This is a genomic window from Streptomyces sp. TS71-3, assembly GCF_018327685.1.
Lineage (GTDB): Bacteria > Actinomycetota > Actinomycetes > Streptomycetales > Streptomycetaceae > Streptomyces.
Window position 1 is genome coordinate 4,633,793 of the sequence record NZ_BNEL01000001.1, and the last position, 21,784, is coordinate 4,655,576.

Annotated in this window: 13 protein-coding genes and 1 tRNA gene; 4 read left to right on the forward strand and 10 right to left on the reverse strand. The window is 71.6% G+C overall.

Annotated elements, in window-relative coordinates; genetic code table 11:
• The first annotated feature begins 6 nt into the window (after positions 1 to 6).
• Positions 7 to 1,443, forward strand: a complete 1,437-nt coding sequence (gene pyk / locus Sm713_RS18715) for a pyruvate kinase (RefSeq protein ID WP_212910739.1) — start codon at positions 7 to 9, stop codon at positions 1,441 to 1,443.
• Between the two features lie 278 nt (positions 1,444 to 1,721).
• On the opposite strand, the gene Sm713_RS18720 is transcribed toward pyk, so the two are convergent.
• Positions 1,722 to 1,796: transfer RNA gene (locus Sm713_RS18720), tRNA-Leu, on the reverse strand.
• 101 nt (positions 1,797 to 1,897) lie between these two features.
• Here Sm713_RS18720 and Sm713_RS18725 point away from each other — a divergent pair.
• Entirely contained in the window at positions 1,898 to 2,551 is a 654-nt protein-coding gene (locus tag Sm713_RS18725) for an ANTAR domain-containing response regulator (protein ID WP_212910740.1), read from the forward strand.
• A 172-nt stretch (positions 2,552 to 2,723) separates the two neighbouring features.
• Here Sm713_RS18725 and Sm713_RS18730 read toward each other — a convergent pair whose 3' ends face one another.
• The 7 genes from Sm713_RS18730 to Sm713_RS18760 form a co-directional block, all read right to left on the reverse strand.
• Positions 2,724 to 3,440: an ABC transporter ATP-binding protein gene (locus Sm713_RS18730; RefSeq protein WP_212910741.1), complete on the reverse strand. Its 717-nt coding sequence runs from the start codon at positions 3,438 to 3,440 to the stop codon at positions 2,724 to 2,726.
• Positions 3,437 to 4,303 (reverse strand): ABC transporter ATP-binding protein, encoded by an 867-nt coding sequence (locus Sm713_RS18735; RefSeq protein ID WP_212910742.1) that lies wholly within the window; start codon positions 4,301 to 4,303, stop codon positions 3,437 to 3,439. Before Sm713_RS18735 ends, Sm713_RS18730 begins: the two co-directional genes overlap by 4 nt.
• A 6-nt stretch (positions 4,304 to 4,309) precedes the next feature.
• Complete coding sequence (locus Sm713_RS18740) at positions 4,310 to 6,121, reverse strand: branched-chain amino acid ABC transporter permease (protein WP_212910743.1); 1,812 nt, start codon at positions 6,119 to 6,121, stop codon at positions 4,310 to 4,312.
• Positions 6,121 to 7,053 (reverse strand): branched-chain amino acid ABC transporter permease, encoded by a 933-nt coding sequence (locus Sm713_RS18745; RefSeq protein WP_212910744.1) that lies wholly within the window; start codon positions 7,051 to 7,053, stop codon positions 6,121 to 6,123. Before Sm713_RS18745 ends, Sm713_RS18740 begins: the two co-directional genes overlap by 1 nt.
• A 182-nt stretch (positions 7,054 to 7,235) precedes the next feature.
• Positions 7,236 to 8,477: a branched-chain amino acid ABC transporter substrate-binding protein gene (locus Sm713_RS18750; protein ID WP_212910745.1), complete on the reverse strand. Its 1,242-nt coding sequence runs from the start codon at positions 8,475 to 8,477 to the stop codon at positions 7,236 to 7,238.
• 648 nt (positions 8,478 to 9,125) lie between these two features.
• Positions 9,126 to 9,611 (reverse strand): PaaI family thioesterase, encoded by a 486-nt coding sequence (locus tag Sm713_RS18755; protein ID WP_212912104.1) that lies wholly within the window; start codon positions 9,609 to 9,611, stop codon positions 9,126 to 9,128.
• A 161-nt stretch (positions 9,612 to 9,772) separates the two neighbouring features.
• Complete coding sequence (locus Sm713_RS18760) at positions 9,773 to 12,052, reverse strand: FdhF/YdeP family oxidoreductase (protein WP_212910746.1); 2,280 nt, start codon at positions 12,050 to 12,052, stop codon at positions 9,773 to 9,775.
• Between the two features lie 637 nt (positions 12,053 to 12,689).
• Between Sm713_RS18760 and polA the strand changes: the two genes are divergently transcribed.
• Together polA and Sm713_RS18770 are read left to right on the forward strand one after the other, a co-directional pair.
• Complete coding sequence (gene polA, locus Sm713_RS18765) at positions 12,690 to 15,437, forward strand: DNA polymerase I (protein WP_212910747.1); 2,748 nt, start codon at positions 12,690 to 12,692, stop codon at positions 15,435 to 15,437.
• Between the two features lie 459 nt (positions 15,438 to 15,896).
• The gene (locus tag Sm713_RS18770) at positions 15,897 to 17,666 is read left to right on the forward strand and encodes a lytic transglycosylase (RefSeq protein WP_212910748.1); all 1,770 of its coding nucleotides are present in this window, start codon (positions 15,897 to 15,899) and stop codon (positions 17,664 to 17,666) included.
• Between the two features lie 240 nt (positions 17,667 to 17,906).
• On the opposite strand, the gene Sm713_RS18780 is transcribed toward Sm713_RS18770, so the two are convergent.
• Both Sm713_RS18780 and Sm713_RS18785 read right to left on the reverse strand, forming a co-directional pair.
• The gene (locus Sm713_RS18780; protein ID WP_249416373.1) at positions 17,907 to 20,666 is read right to left on the reverse strand and encodes an ATP-dependent RNA helicase; all 2,760 of its coding nucleotides are present in this window, start codon (positions 20,664 to 20,666) and stop codon (positions 17,907 to 17,909) included.
• A gap of 58 nt (positions 20,667 to 20,724) precedes the next feature.
• Positions 20,725 to 21,783 carry a class I SAM-dependent methyltransferase gene (locus tag Sm713_RS18785; protein WP_374196005.1) on the reverse strand — a complete coding sequence of 353 codons (1,059 nt, stop codon included), beginning with the start codon at positions 21,781 to 21,783 and terminating at the stop codon, positions 20,725 to 20,727.
• Position 21,784: the final 1 nt, after the last annotated feature.

Below are 21,784 nucleotides of genomic sequence, written 5' to 3' on the forward strand. Positions count from 1 at the left end.
CGAAGCATGCGTCGAGCAAAGATCGTCTGTACTTTGGGCCCCGCCACCGATTCGTACGACCAGATCAAGGCACTGGTCGACGCCGGAATGGACGTAGCCCGCCTCAATCTCAGCCACGGCAGTTACGCCGAGCACGAGGAGCGCTACCAGCGCGTGCGGAAGGCCTCCGACGAGATCGGGCGGAGCGTCGGAATCCTCGCCGACCTTCAGGGCCCGAAGATCCGGCTCGGCCACTTCACCGAGGGACCCGTACTTCTTGAACGCGGTGACACCTTCACCATCACGGTGGAGCAGGACTTCGAAGGCGACCGCCAGTGCTGCGGCACCACCTACGAGGGCCTCGCGGCGGACGTCACCACGGGCGAGCGGATCCTCGTCGACGACGGGAAGGTCACCCTGGAGGTGACCGGCGTGGACGGCCCGCGCGTGCAGACCCTGGTGGTCGAGGGCGGCATGGTCTCCGACCACAAGGGCCTCAACCTCCCGGGCGTCGCCGTCTCCGTCCCCGCGCTCTCCGACAAGGACCAGGCCGACCTCCGCTGGGCGCTGCGCACCGGCGCCGACGTCGTGGCCCTGTCCTTCGTCCGCAGCGGGCAGGACATCGTGGACGTGCACCGCATCATGGACGAGGAGGGCCGCCGGGTCCCCGTCATCGCCAAGCTGGAGAAGCCGCAGGCCGTCGAGAACCTCGACGAGATCGTGGCGGCCTTCGACGGCATCATGGTGGCCCGCGGCGACCTCGGCGTGGAGATGCCGCTGGAGCAGGTGCCGATCGTCCAGAAGCGCGCCGTGGCCCTGGCCAAGCGGAACGCCAAGCCGGTGATCGTCGCCACCCAGATGCTGGAGTCGATGATCGACAACTCCCGGCCGACCCGCGCCGAGGCCTCCGACGTCGCCAACGCCGTGATCGACGGCACCGACGCCGTGATGCTCTCCGGGGAGACCAGCGTCGGCAAGTACCCCGTCGAGACCGTCAGGACGATGGCGAAGATCGTCGAGGCGGCCGAGGAGGACATCCTCGCCAAGGGGCTGCCGCCGATCAACGAGCGGAGCAAGCCCCGCACCCAGGGCGGTGCGGTGGCCCGCGCGGCCGCCGACATCGGAGACTTCCTGGGCGCGAAGTTCCTGGTCGCCTTCACGCAGTCCGGCGACACCGTGCGGCGCCTGTCCCGCTACCGCTCGCCGATCCCGCTGCTCGCCTTCACCCCCGACCCGGCCACCCGGGCCCAGCTCAACCTCACCTGGGGCGTGGAGACCTTCCTCGGCCCGCACGTGAACTCCACCGACGCCATGGTGGAGCAGGTGGACGACGAGCTGCTGAGGCTCGGGCGGTGCGCCAAGGGCGACATCGTGATCATCACGGCAGGCTCGCCGCCCGGGGTGTCCGGCACCACGAACCTGCTCCGGGTGCACCACATCGGCGAGGACGACTCACCGCGCTAGCTCGGCAACGGCCCACCGCGGTGGACCGGGCGTCCCACCGGACGGCCACGGATCACCGCGGTGGAACGGCCAGGGCCCATCGCGGTGACCGGAAAAGGCCATGGCGGTGGGCAGCGATTCGGCGCGGTGGACAGCAGGTGTGGCACACGTCACGGTCCGGCTCGGATTTGTGGAGTCGGACCTTCCGGCAGGGCCGTCGCGTGTCATGGCCGACATGGAATCCCGGAATGATTCCGCGGGCCCCGGAACGGGCGGCGGATTTCCGGAGGAAAACGAAGTGCCCCAGGTGGGATTCGAACCCACACTGTCCGCTGTTTGAGAGCGGCCTCTCTGACCAGTTGGAGTACTGGGGCCCTGGAAATCAAGAGGAATGCCCAACCCCCTCGCGCCACCACCATATCGTAGCTGGGTAGGCTCGTACGAGCAGGAACCTGCCCCGCACCGAGGAGTCCCCGTGACCGCCCCCGAGTCCCCTCAGCCTTCTGCCGACGATGGGAAGGAACACGTCCCACCGGCGACGACCCGCGTCGTCATCGCCGAGGACGAGGCATTGATCCGCCTCGATCTCAAGGAGATGCTCGAGGAGGAGGGCTACTCCGTCGTCGGCGAGGCGGGAGACGGCGAGCGCGCCGTCGAGCTGGCCCGAGAGCACCGCCCCGACCTGGTCATCCTCGATGTGAAGATGCCGAAGCTGGACGGCATCTCGGCGGCCGAGCGGATCGCCGAGGAGTCGATCGCGCCGGTGCTGATGCTCACCGCGTTCTCCCAGCGCGACCTGGTCGAGCGGGCGCGGGACGCGGGCGCCATGGCGTATCTGGTGAAGCCGTTCAGCAAGAGCGACGTGGTCCCGGCCATCGAGATGGCGGTCTCCCGGTTCACCGAGCTGCGCGCCCTGGAGAAGGAGGTCGCCGACCTCACCCAGCGGCTGGAGACGAGGAAACTGGTGGACCGCGCGAAGTCCGTTCTCCAGACCGACTACGGGCTGAGCGAGCCGGCGGCGTTCCGGTGGATCCAGAAGACCTCGATGGATCGCCGGATGTCCATGCAGCAGGTGGCGGAAGCGGTCATCGAGGACGCCGAGGAGAAGAAGGCGGCCAAGGACAAGTAGCGGCGGACGGAAAACGGCCCGCCCTTCCGGAAAGGGAAGGGCGGGCCGTTTTCCGTCCGCGGAGCCGGGAGCGGGCAGGCCGGAGCCGGTGGCGGGCCCTGGGGGCCCGTTCAGCTCCGGCCTGGCCGACGGCCCGTCCCCGGATCGCTCCGGGAGCGGGCCGCCGGCGGCGTCAGTCCTCGCCGAGGTACGCCTTGCGGACGGACTCGTCGTGCAGGAGGGCCTGGCCGGTGCCCGAGACGGAGATCGTGCCGACCTCCATGACGTGGCCCTGGTCGGCCAGCGAGAGGGCTGCCTGCGCGTTCTGCTCGATGAGCAGGATGGTGATCCCCTCGGAGCTGAGCTCGCGGATCGTCGACATGATCTTCTGCATCATGATCGGCGAGAGGCCCATGGAGGGCTCGTCGAGCATGAGCAGCTTCGGCCGGGACATCAGCGCCCGGCCCATGGCCAGCATCTGCTGCTCACCGCCCGAGAGCGTGCCCGCGGCCTGCCTGCGGCGTTCCCCGAGGATGGGGAAGAGGTCGTAGGCACGCTGCACGTCCGCCGCGACCCCCGCCTTGTCCTTGCGGAGGAAGGCGCCGAGGAGGAGGTTCTCCTCGATCGTCATGCGCGGGAAGATGTGCCGGCCCTCGGGGGAGTGGGCGAGCCCGCGGGCCACGATCTGGTCGGGCCGCAGCCTCTTGAGCGGCTCCCCGTCGAAGGTGACGGTGCCGGAACGCGCCTTGAGCAGCCCGGAGAGGGTGCGCAGGGTGGTCGTCTTGCCGGCGCCGTTGGTGCCGATGAGGGTGACGATCTCACCCGCCTTCACCTGGAAGGAGATGCCCTTGACGGCCTCGATCTTGCCGTAGGCGACGCGGAGGTCGTCGACCTCTAGGAGCGCGGTCACTTGGCGTCCTCCTGGGTGTCCGCGGCGCCGACCGCCGCCTCGGCGGCCTCGACCTCGGCGAGTGCCTCGTCCTCCGGCGAGTCGTCCATGGGGCTGCCGATGTAGGCGGCGATGACGCGCTCGTCGGCCTGGACGACGTCGGGCGTGCCCTCGACGAGCTTCTGGCCCTGGACGAGGACGGCGACGCGGTCGCAGAGGTTGAAGATGAACCGCATGTCGTGCTCGATGACCAGGACGGCGATGCCCTTGTCCCGGATGGCGAAGACGAGCTCCTCGGCGGCCCTGGTCTCCTGCGGGTTCATGCCCGCGGTCGGCTCGTCGAGCAGCAGCAGCCCGGGCTCGCTGGCGAGGGCGCGGGCGATCTCCAGCTTGCGCTGCTCGCCGTAGGGGAGGTTGCGCGCCAGGTGGTCCGCCTTCCTGGTGAGGCCGGTGAACTCCAGCAGCTCCATGGCGCGGGCCCGCGAGGCCGCCTCCGCCTTGCGGAACCCGGGGCCGCGCAGCAGGGCCGACCAGAGGCCTTCCTTGGTGCGGGTGTGCCGGCCGACGAGGACGTTCTCCAGGACGGTCATGTTGGCGAAGAGCCGGATGTTCTGGAAGGTCCGCGCGATGCCGGCCTGGGTGACCAGGTGGGGCTTGGGCGGCAGGGTGGTGCCCCGGTAGGCGACGCGTCCCTCGGTGGGGATGTAGAGGCCCGTGAGGCAGTTGAAGAAGGTGGTCTTACCGGCGCCGTTGGGGCCGATGAGGCCGACGATCTCGCCGGCGCTCACCGTGAGCGAGACGTCCCGGACGGCGGTGAGGCCGCCGAAACGCATCGTCACGCCGTCCGCCTGGAGGACGGTGGTGGTCTCGGTGGTGGTGGTCATGCTGGTTCAGCCCCCCGCCTTGGCGACGCCGGTGGCCGGCTCCAGGGTCGTCTGGTCCGGGACGTCCATCTGCCCGGTCGCCCGGAACTCGAGCTTCTTGCGGCTGTCGGAGATGATCCCCTCGGGGCGGAAGCGCATCAGGAGGACCAGGGCGACACCGAAGGCCAGCAGCTCGTACTCCTTGAGGAAGCCGAGCTTCTCCGGGATGAGGTACAGCAGGCTGGCGCCGAGCAGCGGGCCGCCCACCGTGCCCATGCCGCCCAGCACCACGGCGGCGAGCAGGAACGCCGAGTTGGGCGGGGCCGCGCCGGCGAACTGGTACGGGTTGGGCACGACGCCGTAGGTCTCGTGCGCGTACACCGTGCCGGCCAGGCCGGCGAGGGTGGCGCCGAGGGCGAACGCGACGAGCTTCACCCGGAAGCCGTTGATGCCCATGGCGGTGGCGGCGGTCTCGTCCTCGCGGATGGCGACCCAGGACCGCCCGATGCGGGAGTCGGCAGCGCGGGTGAAGACGAGCACCACGATCGCCGTGAAGATCAGCATCAGGAAGAAGTAGTTCGCGAACCGGCCGATGGTGAAGGGGCCGAGATCGTGCGACTGGGAGAAGTCGAACCCGAAGACGTTGAGGTCCGGCACGTTGGTGATGCCGTCCGGGCCGTTGGTGATGTCCGGGCCCGAGCTGCCGTCCATGTTGTTGACGGCGATGCGGAAGATCTCTCCGAAGCCCAGGGTGACGATCGCCAGGTAGTCGCCGCGCAGCCGTAGCGTCGGGGCGCCGATGAGGACACCGAAGACCAGGCTGGAGCCCATCCCGATGAGCGCCGCGCCCCAGAAGGGCACGTGCACGCCGGAGAACCGGGAGAACTCGGAACCGGAGACCAGCGCCGCCGCGTAGGCCCCCACACCGAGGAAGGCGACGTAGCCGAGGTCGAGCAGGCCGGTGAGGCCGACGACGATGTTCAGGCCGAGGGCGACCGTGGCGAAGATCAGGATGTTCACGCCGAGGTTGGCGTTGTGGTCGTCCGACTGCGTGAACGGGAAGATCACCGCGGCGATGAAGGCCATGGTGGTGGAGAAACCGCGGTGGCCGGCGTTGAGCCGGGAGTACCGCACGGTCAGGCCGGAGGTGTTCAGGGCCCAGGCGCCGATGGCGAGGAGGAGGACGAAGCCGATGAAGGTCTCGCTCTCCTCCGGGTCGATCCCGATGCCGTAGGTGAAGACCACCAGGCCGAGGGCGACGACCAGGGTCAGGATGACCCGCTGGACCCAGTCGCTGGGCAGGTCGGCCTCGGGTATGTGGGCCGGCCTGCTGAAGTACGCGGCGAGGCCCGTCGCCTCGTTGTCCGCGGGCTGCGGCAGGCCGAGGGCGCCCAGGACCCCGACGAGCCCGCCGGCCATGGCGAGGAGGCCGCCCGGCTCCAGGTTGACCAGGCCGCCGAGCTCGATGGTGATGGCGATGCCCGTGTACCAGGTGACCGCGAACGCCGAGAGGGCGGCGAGGAAGAGCGCGTTGGGGCTCTTGCCCGGGTTGAGCCAGCGCAGCCCCTTCACGCCGTGGGCACCGAGGCCGAAGGCGACGGTGATGACTCCGGCGACGATCGCGAGGAGCTGGAGCCCCGCCGGATAGCCGTAGTAGGTGAGGTCACCGGCGAAGTCGGAGGTCCAGGTCCACGGCAGGAACGCGCTGACGACGGTGATCAGACCGCCGGCCGGGACGAGGGCCCGCGCGAGGCCGGCCGGCAGGGGCAGCAGACCCCGCGCCGGGGGAGTGTCCATGGCCGGTGGGGTGCTTTTCGTGGTGGTGGTCATGGTGTTCATCACGCCCTGTCAGCGACGCGTTCGCCTAGGAGGCCTTGTGGCCTGAACAGCAGGACAAGGATGAGCAGGACGAAGGCCCAGACCGCCGCCCAGGCCTGCCCGCCGAGCTGGTGCATCCCGGGGATGTCGGAGATGTAGGAGGTGGCGATGGCCTCCGCGAGGCCGAGTACCAGACCGCCGAGCATGGCGCCGTAGATGTTCCCGATGCCGCCGAGGACCGCCGCGGTGAAGGCCTTCAGACCTGCCTGGAAGCCCATGTCGTACGAGACGCTGCCGATCTTGAACCCGTAGGCGACACCGGCGATGGCGGCGAAGAAACCGCCGATCGCGAACGCGATCACAATGATCTTGTTGGTGTTGATGCCCATGAGCTGCGCCGTGTCCGGGTCCTGGGCGGTGGCCTGCATGGCGCGGCCGGTGCGCGAGGTCTTGGTGAAGAACGCCAGGGCGGCCATGCACACGGGGGCGGCGATCAGCAGGAAGATGTCGCCGGCCTGGATGCGGACGCTGCCCAGGTGGTACGGCCCGAAGGGCAGTCCGGGAAACGAGATCGCGGACCTGGCGTGCGGGTAGAGGTTGAAGACGAGCTGCTGGAGCGCGAGGGACAGGCCGATCGCCGTGATGAGCGGGGCCAGCCGGGGCGCGCCACGTAGTGGCCGGTAGGCGAAGCGTTCGGCGCCGATCGCGACGAGGACCGCGACGAGCCCGCCTCCCACGATCATGAGGGGGACGGCGACCCACATGGAGGTGCCTGCGGGAAGGATGTAGACGTAGACCGTGAGTGCGCCGAAGCCGCCGGTCATGAAGATCTCGCCGTGGGCGAAGTTGATGAGCTGGACGATGCCGTAGACCATCGTGTAACCGATGGCTATCAGCCCGTACATCGAGCCGAGGAACAGCCCGTTGGCCAGCTGCTGCGGCAGAGCATGCACCGCGTGGCCTCCGTGTCTGGGTGAGTGATGGGGATGGGCGGGGAGGCCGGGACGGGTGTCTGCGCCCTTGCCGGGCCCCGAGTGCGTCACGCCCGGCACCGCGGTGGGGTGCCGGGCGTGACGCGTGGTGCGGTCCGCGCCGGGCGCGGGAGGTCAGCCGGTGCCGGCCGACCGCGGGAGGGTCAGCCGGCGTTGAAGGTGCCGCTCTTCACGGCGGTCCACTTGCCGCTCTTGACCTGGTAGACGGTGAGCTGCTTGTTGACCGTGTCGCCGTACTCGTCGAAGGCGACGGGGCCGGCGATGCCCTGGAAGTTGGTCTTCTGGACGGCGGCGACCACGTCCGCGCGGTTCTTGTCGAGGTCGTCGGGGAGCTTGTTGCTGTTGGCCTTGACGACCTCGCCGACCGCCTTGATCACGGCGTTGGCGGCGTCGTACGAGTAGCCGCCGTAGGTGCCGTAGTCGCCGGGGTACTTCTTGTCCTTGTAGGTCTTGATGAAGCTCTTCGCGGCGTCGACGGTGTCGAGCGGGACGCCGACGGAGGTGGCGAGGTCGCCCTCGGCGGCCTTGCCCGCGGTCTTGATGTAGGTGTCCGAGAACATGCCGTCGCCGCCGAACAGCGGGATCTTGGCGCCGGCGTCCTTCAGCTGCTTGGTGATGACCTGGGACTCGTCGTACTGGCCGCCGTAGTAGACCATGTCGGCGCCCGAGTTCTTGATCTTGGTGACCAGGCTGGAGAAGTCGCGGTCGCCGGTGTTGACGTGGTCCTCACCGATGACCTTGCCGCCGAGCTTCAGGGCGTTCGACTTGAAGAGCTTGGCCAGGCCGGCGCCGTAGGTCTGCTTGTCGTCGACGACGAAGAGCTTCTTCTTGCCGAGCGTCTTCACCGCGTACTGGGCGGCGAAGCCACCCTGGAGGGCGTCCGTGGTGGCGGTGCGGAAGTACGTCTTGAACGGCCGCTTCTTCGAGGTCTGCCAGTTCTTGCCCTGGGTGAGCTCCGGGGCCGTGTTGGCGGGCGAGATCTCGGCCATGTTGGCGGCCGCGAACGTCTGCTGCATCGAGGTGGCGACGCCCGAGTTGAGGGGGCCGATGACGGCCAGCGCCTTCTTGTTGGCGACGAGCTGGGAGGCGTTCTGCTGGCCGGTGGCGGGCAGCGCCTTGTCGTCGAGGGCCTGCACCTTGAAGGTCACGCCGGGGACGGTCTTCTTCGCGTTGGCCTCGTCGACGGCGATCTGCGTGCCGAACTGGATGCCGAGGCCGGTGGCCGAGTTCTGGCCGGTCAGCGGGGCGTCAACACCGATGACGACCGTGGTGCCGCCGTCGCCACCACTGCTGTCGTCCTTCTTGTCGCGCGAACCGCAGGCAGTGAGCGTGAGAGCTCCCGCGGAGAGCACGGCGGTGATGGCTATGAGCGAACGTTGGCGCACGATCAGTCCTTTCCCAGGGCGCGGCGCTCCCTTGTGGGGCGACCGGGTCGAGCGCGAGAACCGAACTGACAATGAATCCGGTGGCGCGGTGACTGGCTGTGACTCTAAACGGGGGTTTGAAGACAGTGGAGTGTCCACGCCGATGCTGTGACGTTCTTGTTATGACCTGACCTAAATGCTGCGCTAAAAGGGACGGATGAGTGTGGATGCTTCGCGGCGTTCTGTCCACCAGTTGAGAACCTGCAGGACTGTCCGGGGGTTTTGGTCATGACGCGGCCGCTCGTGGGGCTGCTCTGTGGTGGCCTTGGAAGGCTTCCAAAGCGTCCATGAAGCCTGGATGAAACTCCGCCCTGCTTTGCAACCGTATTACGCAGTGTTAGGTCCGGGAAAGGAAGTCAGACATTCCGTGGGGCCATTGCCCATTCACGGACGGCCAACCGGATGGCGGCCCTGTGCCCGGTTCTTCCTCCGCGCCACCGGGCAGCGGTGTGCCCGGGTTTGCCAACGCCCGGTGCCGGTGCGGGGCTTGGCCGTCGGGTGGATGGGCCGGTGGATGGGTGTAGGGGCCACGCTGACGTGCCGGACACGGCCGCCTCGCCCGGGTTCGGGCACCGGGCGAGGCGCGCGGGGTGAAGCCGCCCGTCGCGCTCAGGCGGCGCTGCCGTTCGTCGCCGTCTCGCGCAGCATGCAGGTGAGGCGGGCGGTGCAGACCCGGTTCTCCTCCTCGTCGGTGATCACGATCTCGTACGTGGCCATGGAGCGGCCCCGGTGCACGGGGGTCGCGACACCGGTGACCAGGCCGGAGCGCGCGCCCCTGTGGTGGGTGCAGTTGAGGTCGACGCCCACCGCCACGCGGCTCGGCCCGCCGTGCAGCATCGTGCCGACCGAGCCGAGCGTCTCGGCCAGCACCGCGGAGGCCCCGCCGTGCAGCAGGCCGTACGGCTGGGTGTTGCCCTCGACCGGCATGGTGCCCACCACCCGCTCCGCCGAGGCCTCCTTGACCTCGATGCCCATCCGGGTGTCGAGCGCGCCCGGCGAGAACATCGCGGGCAGGTCGATCCCGGACGCTGCGTACTCCTCGATGACCTCCTGCGGAAACTTCACGGTGCGCGGCGCGCCGCCCTGCTCGCCCATCTGCCAGGCTCCGATCCTCGGGTGCGTGTTGCTGCCCCATCTCATACGCCAGGACGCCGCTGAGCAAGTGCTTAGGGCCTGACGTCGCACGGGGGACGGAGCCTGGTCGCACGGCGGACGGGAGCCGTGTCGCACGGCCGACAGGAGCTTGACGGCAGGCCCTAAGCCACGGCGGACCGCTCCAGGCGCACGACCACCGACTTGCTCGTCGGCGTGTTGCTGGTGTCGGCGGTCGAGTCCAGCGGGACCAGCACGTTCGTCTCGGGGTAGTACGCGGCGGCACACCCGCGCGCGGTGGGGTAGTGCACCACCCGGAAACCGGGCGCCCGCCGCTCCACGCCGTCCTCCCACTCGCTGACCAGATCCGTGTACACGCCATCGGCCAGGCCGAGCGCCGCCGCGTCCTCGGGGTTGACCAGGACCACCCTGCGGCCGTTCTTGATGCCGCGGTAGCGGTCGTCGAGGCCGTAGATCGTGGTGTTGTACTGGTCGTGCGAGCGCAGCGTCTGGAGCAGCAGCCGGCCCTGGGGCAGGTGCGGGTACTCGACCTCCGCCGAGGTGAAGTTGGCCCGGCCCGTGGTCGTCGGGAAGCGCCGCTCGTCGCGCGGGGCGTGCGGCAGCGCGAACCCCTCGGGCGCGGCCACGCGCGCGTTGAAGTCCTCGAAGCCGGGGATCACGCGCGCGATGCGGTCCCGGACCGCCGCGTAGTCCTTCTCGAACTCCTCCCAGGGCGTGAGCGACTCGTGGCCCAGCACCCTGCGGGCGAGTCGGCACACGATCGCCGGTTCCGACAGCAGGTGCGCGCTCGCCGGCTCCAGGCGGCCCCGCGAGGCGTGCACCATGCCCATGGAGTCCTCCACCGTGACGAACTGCTCGCCACCGCCCTGGAGATCGCGCTCGGTGCGGCCCAGGGTCGGCAGGATCAGCGCGCGCGCCCCCGTCACGGCGTGCGAGCGGTTCAGCTTGGTGGAGACGTGCACCGTCAGCCGGGCCCGGCGCATCGCCGCCTCGGTGACCTCCGTGTCCGGCGAGGCCGAGACGAAGTTGCCGCCCATCGCGAAGAACACCTTCGCCTCGCCGTCGCGCAGCGCCCGGATGGCCCGCACCACGTCGTAGCCGTGCTCCCGGGGCGGCGCGAAGCCGAACTCGCGCTCCAGGGCGTCCAGCAGGCCCTTGTCAGGACGCTCGAAGATGCCCATCGTGCGGTCGCCCTGCACGTTGGAGTGCCCGCGCACCGGGCACACGCCGGCGCCCGGGCGGCCGACGTTCCCGCGCAGCAGCAGGAAGTTCACCACCTCGCGGATGGTGGGCACGGAGTGCCTGTGCTGGGTGAGGCCCATGGCCCAGCAGACGACGGTGCGCTCGGACTCCAGCACCATCCTCAGGGTCTGCTCGATCTCGTGGCGCTCCAGGCCCGTCGCGGCCAGCGTCTCGTCCCACTCCGCGGCCAGCGCGGTCTTCTCGAACGCCTCGTAGCCGTGCGTGTGCGTGCGGACGAACTCCTCGTCGAGCGCACCCTCCGTCTCGATGATCAGCTTGTTCAGCAGCCGGAAGAGCGCCTGGTCGCCGCCGAGCCGGATCTGGAGGAAGAGATCGGTGAGCGCGGCGCCCCTGGTCAGGCCCTTCGGCGTCTGCGGGTTCTTGAAGCGCTCCAGGCCCGCCTCGGGCAGCGGGTTGACGGTGATGATCCGGGCGCCGTTCGCTTTGGCCTTCTCCAGCGCGGAGAGCATCCGGGGGTGGTTGGTGCCCGGGTTCTGCCCGGCGACGACGATCAGGTCCGCCTTGTACAGGTCCTCCAGCAGCACGCTGCCCTTGCCGACGCCCAGGGTCTCGACGAGCGCGGAGCCGGACGACTCGTGGCACATGTTGGAGCAGTCCGGCAGGTTGTTCGTGCCGAACTCCCGCACGAAGAGCTGGTAGAGGAACGCCGCCTCGTTGCTGGTGCGCCCCGAGGTGTAGAAGACCGCCTCGTCGGGAGAGGAGAGCCCCGTCAGCTCCTCGGCAACGATGTCGAAAGCCTGCTCCCAGGACACCGGCTCGTACCGCTCCGCGCCCTCCGCCAGGTACATCGGCTGGGTGAGGCGGCCCTGCTGCCCCAGCCAGTAGCCACTGCGGTTCGCGAGGTCGGCCACCGTGTGCGCGGCGAAGAAGTCCGGCGTCACCCGCCGCAGCGTCGCCTCCTCCGCGACCGCCTTCGCGCCGTTCTCGCAGAACTCCGCCGCGTGCCGGTGGCCCGGCTCGGGCCAGGCACACCCCGGGCAGTCGAACCCGTCCTTCTGGTTGACCCGCAGCAGGGTGAGCGCCGTGCGGCGCACGCCCATCTGCTGCTGCGCGATGCGTAGCGAGTGTTTGATCGCGGGCAGGCCCGCGGCGGCGTGCTTCGGCTCAGCGACCTCGGGGGCGTCCTGAACGGGATCGCCCGTGGGCGGCTTACTGGCCATCTCGGCTCCCTTTCGAGCGTGTGCTGCGCACCTGGGTGCAATCATGATCGTGCCACGCGAATCAGACGCACCGGCAAGCCGGACCCCCGCGTCCGGTGCCCCGGTGGGAGCGCGGGGAACTGCGCGATCAACCCAACGTGGCAGGTAGATCCGGATGCAGCCCGCAACACTCCCTTCGGGCCGCCGGCGACCGGCGGGTCGCGCTGTGGCAGGAGTCACGGTTCCCTGTGCCTCCTTCGGGGCGAGCCCCGTCCGACCAGGGGCGCGGGGAACTGCGCGAGCAACCACGCACGGCGGATAGATCGGGATGCGGCCGGAAGATCCGCGTCGGGGCGGGTGGTGACCGGCAGGGTCGCGCTTGTGGCTGGGAGTGCGGTTTTCCCGCAGCTTCTTTTGGGGCGAGCCCCGCCCGACCAGGGGCGCGGGGAACTGCGCGAGCAACCACACGCAGCAGATAGATCCGAACACGACCGGAAGATCCGCGTCGGGGCGGGTGGCGACCGGCAGGTCGCACCCCTGGCCGGAGGCAGGCCCCCGAGCCCAGCCGGGCTCAAGCCGGACCCCTGCCGGACCCCGAAGGACGAGGGCACCCCGGCGGCGGCTCACAGTGTCAGTGCTCCGTGGCAGGATCGGACACGTGGCAGAGAACGCATCGAAGAAGAGCAAGAAGCCGACCGAGCAGTCGTCCGGCAAGGCGACCAAGCAGGCCCGCCCCCGTCTGATGCTCATGGACGGGCACTCGCTGGCCTACCGTGCGTTCTTCGCGCTGCCCGCGGAGAACTTCACGACGGTCACCGGCCAGCCGACGAACGCGATCTACGGCTTCGCCTCGATGCTGGCGAACACTCTCCGTGACGAATCGCCCACCCACTTCGCCGTGGCCTTCGACGTCTCGCGCAAGACCTGGCGCTCGCAGGAGTTCACCGACTACAAGGCGAACCGCAGCACGACCCCGGACGAGTTCAAGGGCCAGGTCGAGCTGATCGGCGAGCTGCTGGACGCGATGCACGCGGAGCGCTTCGCGATCGAGGGCTTCGAGGCCGACGACGTCATCGCCACCTTCGCCACCCAGGCCGAAGAGGCCGGCTTCGAGGTGCTGATCGTCACCGGCGACCGCGATTCGTTCCAGCTCATCAGCGAGAACGTCACGGTCCTCTACCCCACCAAGGGCGTCTCCGAGCTCACCCGCTACACCCCGGAGAAGCTCGCCGAGAAGTACGGGCTCAGCCCCTCGCAGTACCCCGACTTCGCCGCCCTGCGCGGCGACCCGTCGGACAACCTCCCGGGCATCCCGGGCGTCGGCGAGAAGACCGCCGCCAAGTGGATCAACCAGTTCGGGTCGTTCGCGGAGCTGGTGGAGCGCGTCGAGGAGGTCAAGGGCAAGGCCGGCCAGAACCTCCGCGACCACCTGGAGTCCGTCAAGCTCAACCGCCGCCTCACGGAGCTCAGCCGCACCGTCGAGGTCCCGAGGACGGTCGTCGACCTGGAGCGCGCCGCGTACGACCGCAAGGCCGTGGCGATGGTCCTGGACACCCTGGAGATCCGCAATCCCTCGCTGCGCGAGCGGCTGCTCGCCGTCGACCCCGGTGCCGCCGAGGCCGAGGCCGCCCCGCCTCCCGAGGGGATCGAGCTGGACGGCTCGGTGCTCTCGGGCGGCGAGCTGGCCCCCTGGCTCGCGGAGCACGGCAACGCCGTCCTCGGCATGACCACGGTCGACACCTGGCAGCTCGGCGCCGGCTCGGTCACCGAGATCGCGCTGGCCGCGGCCGGCGGCGCCGCCGCCTGGTTCGACCCCTCCGAGCTCGACGAGGCCGACGAGAACGCCTTCGCGGGCTGGCTCGCCGACCCCGCCAAGCCCAAGGTGGTGCACGACGCCAAGGGCGCCATGCGGGTCTTCGCGGAGCACGGCTGGGCGATCGAGGGCGTCAGCATGGACACCGCCCTGGCCGCCTACCTCGTCAAGCCCGGCCGCCGCTCCTTCGCGCTCGACGCCCTGTCCCTGGAGTACCTCGGCCGCGAGCTGGTGCCGGCCGGCGAGGCCGACGGCCAGCTCGCCTTCGGTACCGACGACCACGAGGAGGCGGAGGCCCTGATGGTGCAGGCGCGCACCATCCTCGACCTCGGCGCCGCCTTCGGCGACCGGCTCAGGGAGGTGGGCGCCGCCGGCCTGCTCACGGACATCGAGCTGCCCACCTCCGCCCTGCTGGCCCGCATGGAGCGCCACGGCATCGCCGCCGACCGCGCCCACCTGGAGGTCATGGAGCAGACCTTCGCCGCGGCCGTGCAGCAGGCCGTGAAGGAGGCCCACGCCTCCGTGGGGCACGAGTTCAACCTCGGCTCGCCCAAGCAGCTCCAGGAGGTGTTCTTCGGCGAACTGGCCCTGCCGAAGACCAAGAAGACCAAGACCGGCTACACCACCGACGCCGACGCGCTCGCCTGGCTGGCCGGCCAGACCGAGCACGAGCTGCCGGTCATCATGCTCCGCCACCGCGAGCAGGCGCGGCTGCGGGTCACCGTCGAGGGCCTGCTGAAGTGCATCGCGGCCGACGGCCGCATCCACACCAACTTCAGCCAGACGGTCGCGGCGACCGGCCGCCTGTCGTCCACGGACCCCAACCTCCAGAACGTCCCCGTCCGGCTCGACGAGGGCCGGGCCATCCGCCGCGGCTTCGTCGTCGGCGAGGGCTTCGAGTCGCTGATGACCGCCGACTACAGCCAGATCGAGCTGCGCGTCATGGCCCACCTCTCCGAGGACGCGGGCCTCATCGAGGCCTTCACCTCAGGCGAGGACCTGCACTCCACGGTCGCCTCCCAGGTGTTCGGGGTGGCCACCACCGAGGTCGACGCGGAGATGCGCCGCAAGATCAAGGCGATGTCGTACGGCCTGGCGTACGGCCTGTCCGCCTTCGGCCTGTCCGGGCAACTCGGCATCGACGCCGCCGAGTCCCGCGCGCTGATGGACACCTACTTCGAGCGCTTCGGGGGCGTGCGCGACTACCTGCGCCGCGCGGTCGACGAGGCCAGGGACACCGGCTACACCGAGACGATGCTCGGCCGCCGCCGCTACCTCCCGGACCTCAACAGCGACAACCGCCAGCGCCGCGAGATGGCCGAGCGTATGGCGCTGAACGCCCCCATCCAGGGCACCGCCGCCGACATCGTCAAGATCGCGATGCTGAACGTGGACCGCGCCATGACCGAGGCGGGGCTCAGGTCCCGGATGCTGCTCCAGGTCCACGACGAAGTGGTCCTGGAGATCGCCCCCGGTGAGCAGGCGGCGGCCGAGGAGATCGTGCGCCGCGAGATGTCCTCGGCGGTCGAGCTCCGCGCCCCCCTCGACGTCTCGGTCGGCGTCGGTCCCAACTGGGAGTCCGCGGCCCACTGAGGCCCCGTCCCGGGCGAGAAGGACGGGAGGTCCGCGCCGTGAAGGCCGTGCGCGGCGCCCCGCAACGGGTGGGCCGCGCCTCCTCCCCTCCCTCTCAGGAGGCCGTTTCGGCCGTGTTCCGGTTCGCCGGCCGGCGGGTGGTTGCACGGGCCGTCCCGCGCGCCCCTCTTGGGCCCCCGGCTCCCGCGGTCCCGGAGCGCGAGGAGCCGGCGAAGGCGCCCCGGGTTCGCCGCTGATGAGCCGCCCACCCGGCCCGCCGGCCCCGGCAGTCCGCACCATACGGACGTTTCCGGGGCACCGTCGTGTGCCTGACGTGCAGGTGCCGCGCATGTAGTCAACTGGTGAATTTCGGGCACGAACGGCTGCCCGCGCACAGCAAGTTGCCGTAGGGTCACGAGGGCCGTCCGTGCCGGGGGAACGCGCGCGGAGGGAAGTCGACCAACGGAGGGGTGCACAGGGATGGCGGCGCATTTCGGCAGGAGGCTTCGCAGGGGAGCGGCCACCACAGCTGTGGCCGCGGCCGCGGTCGCGGCACTGTCCGCGTCGCAGGCCTCCACCGTGACCGGCGACGACGGCCACCATGGACAGGCGTCGGAGACCACGACTCCTCCTCCTGACAGCTCGTCGGCGACCGGAGACTCCCCGTACTACACGGACCTGCCGCCGCTCAACAGCCCCGCGCCGCCGCCCGCGGCAGACCAGCCGCCGGCGGTCGGCGGCCCCGAGGCCGGGATACCCGCCTCGGTGCTCGACGCCTACAAGAAGGCCGCGGACGCCCTCGCGGCGTCGCAGCCCGGCTGCAACCTCCGGTGGGAGCTGCTCGCCGCCATCGGCAAGGTCGAGTCCGGCCAGGCGCGCGGCGGCGCCGTCGACGCGAACGGCACCACTCTCAGCCCCATCCTGGGCCCCGTGCTCGACGGCAACGGCTTCGCCGCGATCAACGACACCGACGGCGGCGCGCTCGACGGCGACTCCGTCCACGACCGCGCGGTCGGCCCCATGCAGTTCATACCCTCGACCTGGAACTTCGGCGGACCCGACCACACCGGCTGGGGCGCCGACGGCAACGGCGACGGCAAGAAGGACCCCAACAACGTCTACGACGCCGCGCTCGCCGCGGGCCACTACCTGTGCGCGGGCGGCCGCGACCTGGCGGGCACCGGCGACCTGAACGCCGCGATCCTCGCCTACAACCACTCGCAGAACTACCTGGACACGGTCCTGTCCTGGTACGAGTACTACCGCAAGGGCACGCACGAGGTCCCCAACGGCACCGGCGTCCAGCCCGGCGGCCGCAGCGACCAGACCCCGGGCGCCCCGACCCCGGGCGGGAGCGCCACCCCGGACAAGCCCGGCAAGCCGAGCGCTCCCGGTACGCCGAGCACCCCCGGCAAGCCCAGCGGGCCGAACACGCCGGGCGACGGTTCCACGGACCAGCCGAGCCCGCCCGCCAGCGGCCCCGGCGGGGACACCGGCAGCCAGACGCCCACCGACACCGTCACGAAGATCGAGAACGCCGGCACGGGCACGCTCTCCGCGCTCACCGGCGACACCTTCGCCCAGCGCATCAAGGCGCGCACCGAGGACGCCCAGAACAAGCCCGTCAGCAGGGTACGGGTGAGCTTCACCCTGGTCGGCGACACGGACGCGACCTTCGACGGCGGCGAGACCGTCGCCACCGTGCAGACCGACACCGACGGTGTCGCCACGGCCCCCGCCCTCAAGGCGGGTCAGAAGACCGGCGGCTTCACGGTCCGCGCCACCGTCGTCGGACGTCCGGTGACCGCCCTGGACTTCAACGCCACCGTCGCCGAGCGGCAGGCCGACAAGCTCGCCAGGACCACCGACACGGACCTGATCTGCACGCCCGGCGGCACCTTCGAGAACCAGGTTGAGGTCAAGGCCACCGACCAGGGCGCCGTGGCCTCCGGAGTCGCGGCGACCGCGACCCTCATCGCGTCCCCCCTCATTCCGATGGAGAACGACAAGGGCCCCTACTTCAAGGACGACGCCGGCAAGACGGTCCGCACCCTGAAGACCCTCAAGACCGACAAGAACGGCATCCTGAAGCTCCCCACGCTCTACGCCGACGACACCACCGGCACCTTCACGCTCCGCATCACCACGGCCGGCGGTGCCAGCCTCGACGTCAAGCTGACCGTCCAGAAGGCCGACGACCAGCCCACCGGTGAGCCCTCGCAGCAGCCCAGCGGCGGATTGGGCGCCTGAGGCGGCCTCCGGCACGTTCAAGGCACGGGTGGCACGGGTGGCACGGGTGGCACGGGTGGCACGGGTGGCACGGGTGGCACGGGTGGGGCACATGCGTGTGAGGCCCGCCGCCTGAGACCTGGCCCCGGTCGGGCCACGGCCCTCGCCCGAGGGGTACGTGGCCCGCCCGGGGAGGCCCAAAGCCGGCGGTCCGGCCGGAAATCGGGGGCGGCCCGATGGGACCGTTACGCGCCGGCGCGCTCAGCGGCGCGCCCGCGTATTGGTGTGCCGTGTCGGCTCCGCGTACGTCGGGTCCTCCGGCCAGGGATGCTTCGGGTAGCGCCCGCGCAGCTCCGCCCGTACCGCCCGGTACCCCTCCCGCCAGAACGACGCCAGGTCCGCGGTGACCGCCGCCGGCCGGCCCGCGGGCGACAGCAGATGCACCAGCACCGGCACCCCGGCGATCACGGGCGTCCTGGCCAGCCCGAACATCTCCTGGAGCTTCACCGCGAGCACCGGCTGCCGCGGATCCGCGTAGTCGACCCGGACCCGGGAACCGCTCGGCACCACCAGGCGCTCCGGCGCGAGCTCGTCCAGCCGGGCGGCCTCGCCCGACGCCCACGGCAGCAGCCGCCGCAGACACGCGCCGGCGTCGATCCGCCCCAGATCGGCGCGGCGCCGCGCGCGCCCCAGCTCCGGTTCCAGCCACTCGCCGGCGCGCCTGAGCAGCGCCTCGTCCGACACGTCGGGCCACTCACCGTGCGCGGGCACCGGCCCCGCCCCGGCCCCCGGCACATCTCCCGCCGATGGTGAACCGTCCGGCACGCGCACGCGTGGGGGACCGTCCGGTACGCGCGCGCCCGGCGAACCGTGCGGCACGCGCGCGTACCCGTCGTCGCCGTACACGCCGCTCCCGCCGTCCTCCCGCTCCGCCGAGAGATGGTGCAGGAAAGCCAGCCGCATGCGCAGTTCCCGGGACTCGCGGGTCCAGTGGAGCAGCCCGAGGCCCTCCTGCCTCAGGCCCGACAGGAGTGCCGAGCGCAGCAATTCGGGCGCGGGCCTGGACAGCGGCCGGGCCGCCAGCTCCACGGCGCCGAGCCGCTCCACCCTGCGGGCCACCACGTCCCCCGCCGACCAGCCGACCTCCTCGGCCGTGCCGTGCAGGGCGGCGGCCGCGCGCCGGGCGGTGTCCTCGTCGACCGGCGCTGCGAGCCGCACGCGCGCGTGTGCCCGCGCCAGGGGACGGTCCGCCACGGCCACCGCCAGCCAGGGTGTGCCCCGCAGGGCCGAGCCCTCCGCCGCCTCGGCTCCGGTGCCGGACAGCATCAGGTACGTGCCGTCGCCCCGGTCCCGCGCCAGCCGCTCGGGAAACGCCAGAGCCGCCACCAGCCCGGCAGCCCGGTCGTCCCCGGACCCCGCCCGCGGCTCCCCGGCCCCGCCGCCACCTTCCCTCTCGCTCGCGGCGTGGCCCTTCCCCCGCCCCGTCCCGCTCTCCCGCTGTGCCGACCGGGCCGCGCTGCTCAGCCGGTCCGCCTCGCGCCGCCACCGGGCGGGATAGCCGTCCCCGGAGGCGTCCCCGCCGCGCCGTGCCGCCCGCCAGGCCGCCGTCAGGTCGTCCCCGTAGGCACGCGGCGGCTCCTCGCTCAGGACGGCGACGATCTCCGCCGCGCGCCGGACGCCCACCTCCCGCGCCCCGTCCAGCAGGGCCCGCGCCAGCCGGGGATGCACGCCGATCCGTGCCATCCGCGCACCGCGCTCGGTCGCCCGGCCTCCTTCGCCGACCGCGCCCAGGGCCCTCAGAACCTCCTGGGCGGCAGCCAGAGCGCCCGCGGGAGGCGCGTCCAGGAGCGCCAGGCCCGTGGCGCCGGGGTCGCCCCAGGACGCCGCCTGCAACGCGAACTCCGTCAGGTCAGCGACCCTGATCTCCGGGGCCGCGAACCGCGGCAGCCGGGCGTGCTCCGCCTCGGCCCAGCAGCGGTACACGGCGCCGGGCGCCTCGCGGCCCGCACGGCCCGCGCGCTGGCCCGCGGAGGCCCGCGAGGCACGCACGGTGGCGAGCGCGGTGAGCCCGCGTGCATGGTCCGTGCGCGGCTCCCTGGCGAGCCCCGAGTCCACGACGATCCGCACTCCCGGCACCGTCAGGCTGGACTCCGCCACCGACGTGGCCAGCACCACCCGCCGATCGGTGCCGCCTTTCAGCGCCGCGTCCTGGACCGCCGCCGGAGCCCGGCCGTGCACCTGGAGTACCTCGATCCCGGGTGGCCCTCCCAGCAGTCCGGCCACCCGGCCGATCTCCCCGACGCCCGGCAGGAAGCAGAGCACGTCCCCGTCCCGCTCGTCGAGCGCCCTGCGCACCACCGCGGCCACGTGCGCGAGCAGCGCCGGATCCACCCGCATGCCGTGCGGCGGGCGCACGGGCGTCCCGGGCGGCGCCCACACGACGTCCACGGGATGCGCGGCCCCGCCCGCCGTGAGCACGGGGGCGCCGCCCAGCAGTTCCGCCCAGCCGGCGGTGTCCGTCGTGGCCGACGCCGCCACCAACCGCAGCTCGGGGCGGAGCGCCGCGCGCACGTCCAGCAGGAACGCGGCCACCGTGTCCGCGTCGAGGTGCCGCTCGTGGCACTCGTCGAGCACCACCGCGTCGACGCCGGCCAGCTCCTGGTCGCGCTGGACGCGCTGCATCAGCACACCGGTCGTGACGACCTCCACGCGCGTGTGCGGCCCGATGACGCGTTCGCCGCGCACCGCGTACCCCACGCTCTCGCCGGTCCGCTCGCCGAGCAGCCACGCCATCCGCCGCGCCGCGGCACGGGCCGCGATGCGCCGGGGCTCGGCGACGACGACCCGCCGCGGCGGGGCACCGTCGCCGAGGAGCCCGGCCAGGGCCAGCGGCACGAGGGTGGTCTTGGCGGTGCCCGGGGCCGCGCTCAGGACCGCGGTGCCGGGCCCCTCAAGGGCGGCCCGCAGCTCGGGCAGCACGGTGCGGACGGGCAGCCGGTCCACGGCATCGGTACGCATCACGCGGCCAGTCTCCCGGACGCTCGGAGGGGAGCGTTCCCGCGGCCGCGAGGAGCCGCCCTCAGCGCTCGCAGACGAATATCGCCGTCCCCGGGATCAGGTTCCCGCGCAGCGGGGACCAGCCGCCCCACTCCTGGCCGTTCCAGGACGGCCACTCCGGCTCGACCAGGTCCACCAGCCGGAATCCGGCGCCGACCACGTCCCGCACCCGGTCACCGAGCGTCCTGTGGTGCTCCACGTAGACGGCACGGCCCTCCTCGTCCTGCTCCACGTACGGCGTCCGGTCGAAGTAGGACGCGCTGACGGAGAGGCCCTCCGGGCCCGGCTCGTCCGGGAAGGCCCAGCGGATCGGGTGCGTCACGGAGAAGACGAACCGGCCGCCCGGCCGCAGCACCCTGTGCACCTCCGCCAGCACCCGTACCGGCTCGGCCACGAACGGCAGCGCCCCGTACGCCGAGCACGCCAGGTCGAAGGAGCCGTCCGCGAAGGGCAGCGCCGTGGCGTCGGCCTGCACCAGGCGCACCCCGCCGCTGGGGCCATGCGAGCCATCGGGGGCCTTGGAGCCGCCCTGTCCTGCGGCAGGCGCGTCCTCGGTGGGCCCGTCCGCGAGCCGCAGTGCGTGCTGGAGCTGCCGGTGCGAGAGGTCCATGGCGACCGGTCGCGCACCCTGCGCCGCCAGCCACCGCGAGCACTGGGCGGCACCCGCGCCGACCTCCAGCACCCGCAGGCCCGCCAGGGCGGCAGGCGGGCCGAGCAGCCCCGCCTCCGCTTCGTCCAGGCCCTCCGGCCCCCAGACGAACCGGTCGTCCCCGAGGAACACGCCGTGGTCGTGCTGGTACTCGTCGGCGTTCCGGTCCCACCAGCCGCGGTTGGCCCGGCTGCTCTCCGCGGCCGAGGCGGTACGGCGGGTCGCTTCCGGTTCGGTGTCGGGCTCGGTTTCCGGCCGCCAAGCGACGGCGCTCTCCCCGGCGGAACGCCGTGCGGGCCGCATCGGATCGCGGTCTTGGATGATCGGCTCCATCGTCGTATTCTCCGGTCCAGCTCCGCTGCCGGTCCCGCGGCGCGACCCGCCGGGATCGGGCGATGCGGCATGGTGCGTGACCCGTCTGGCCTGAGGCAAC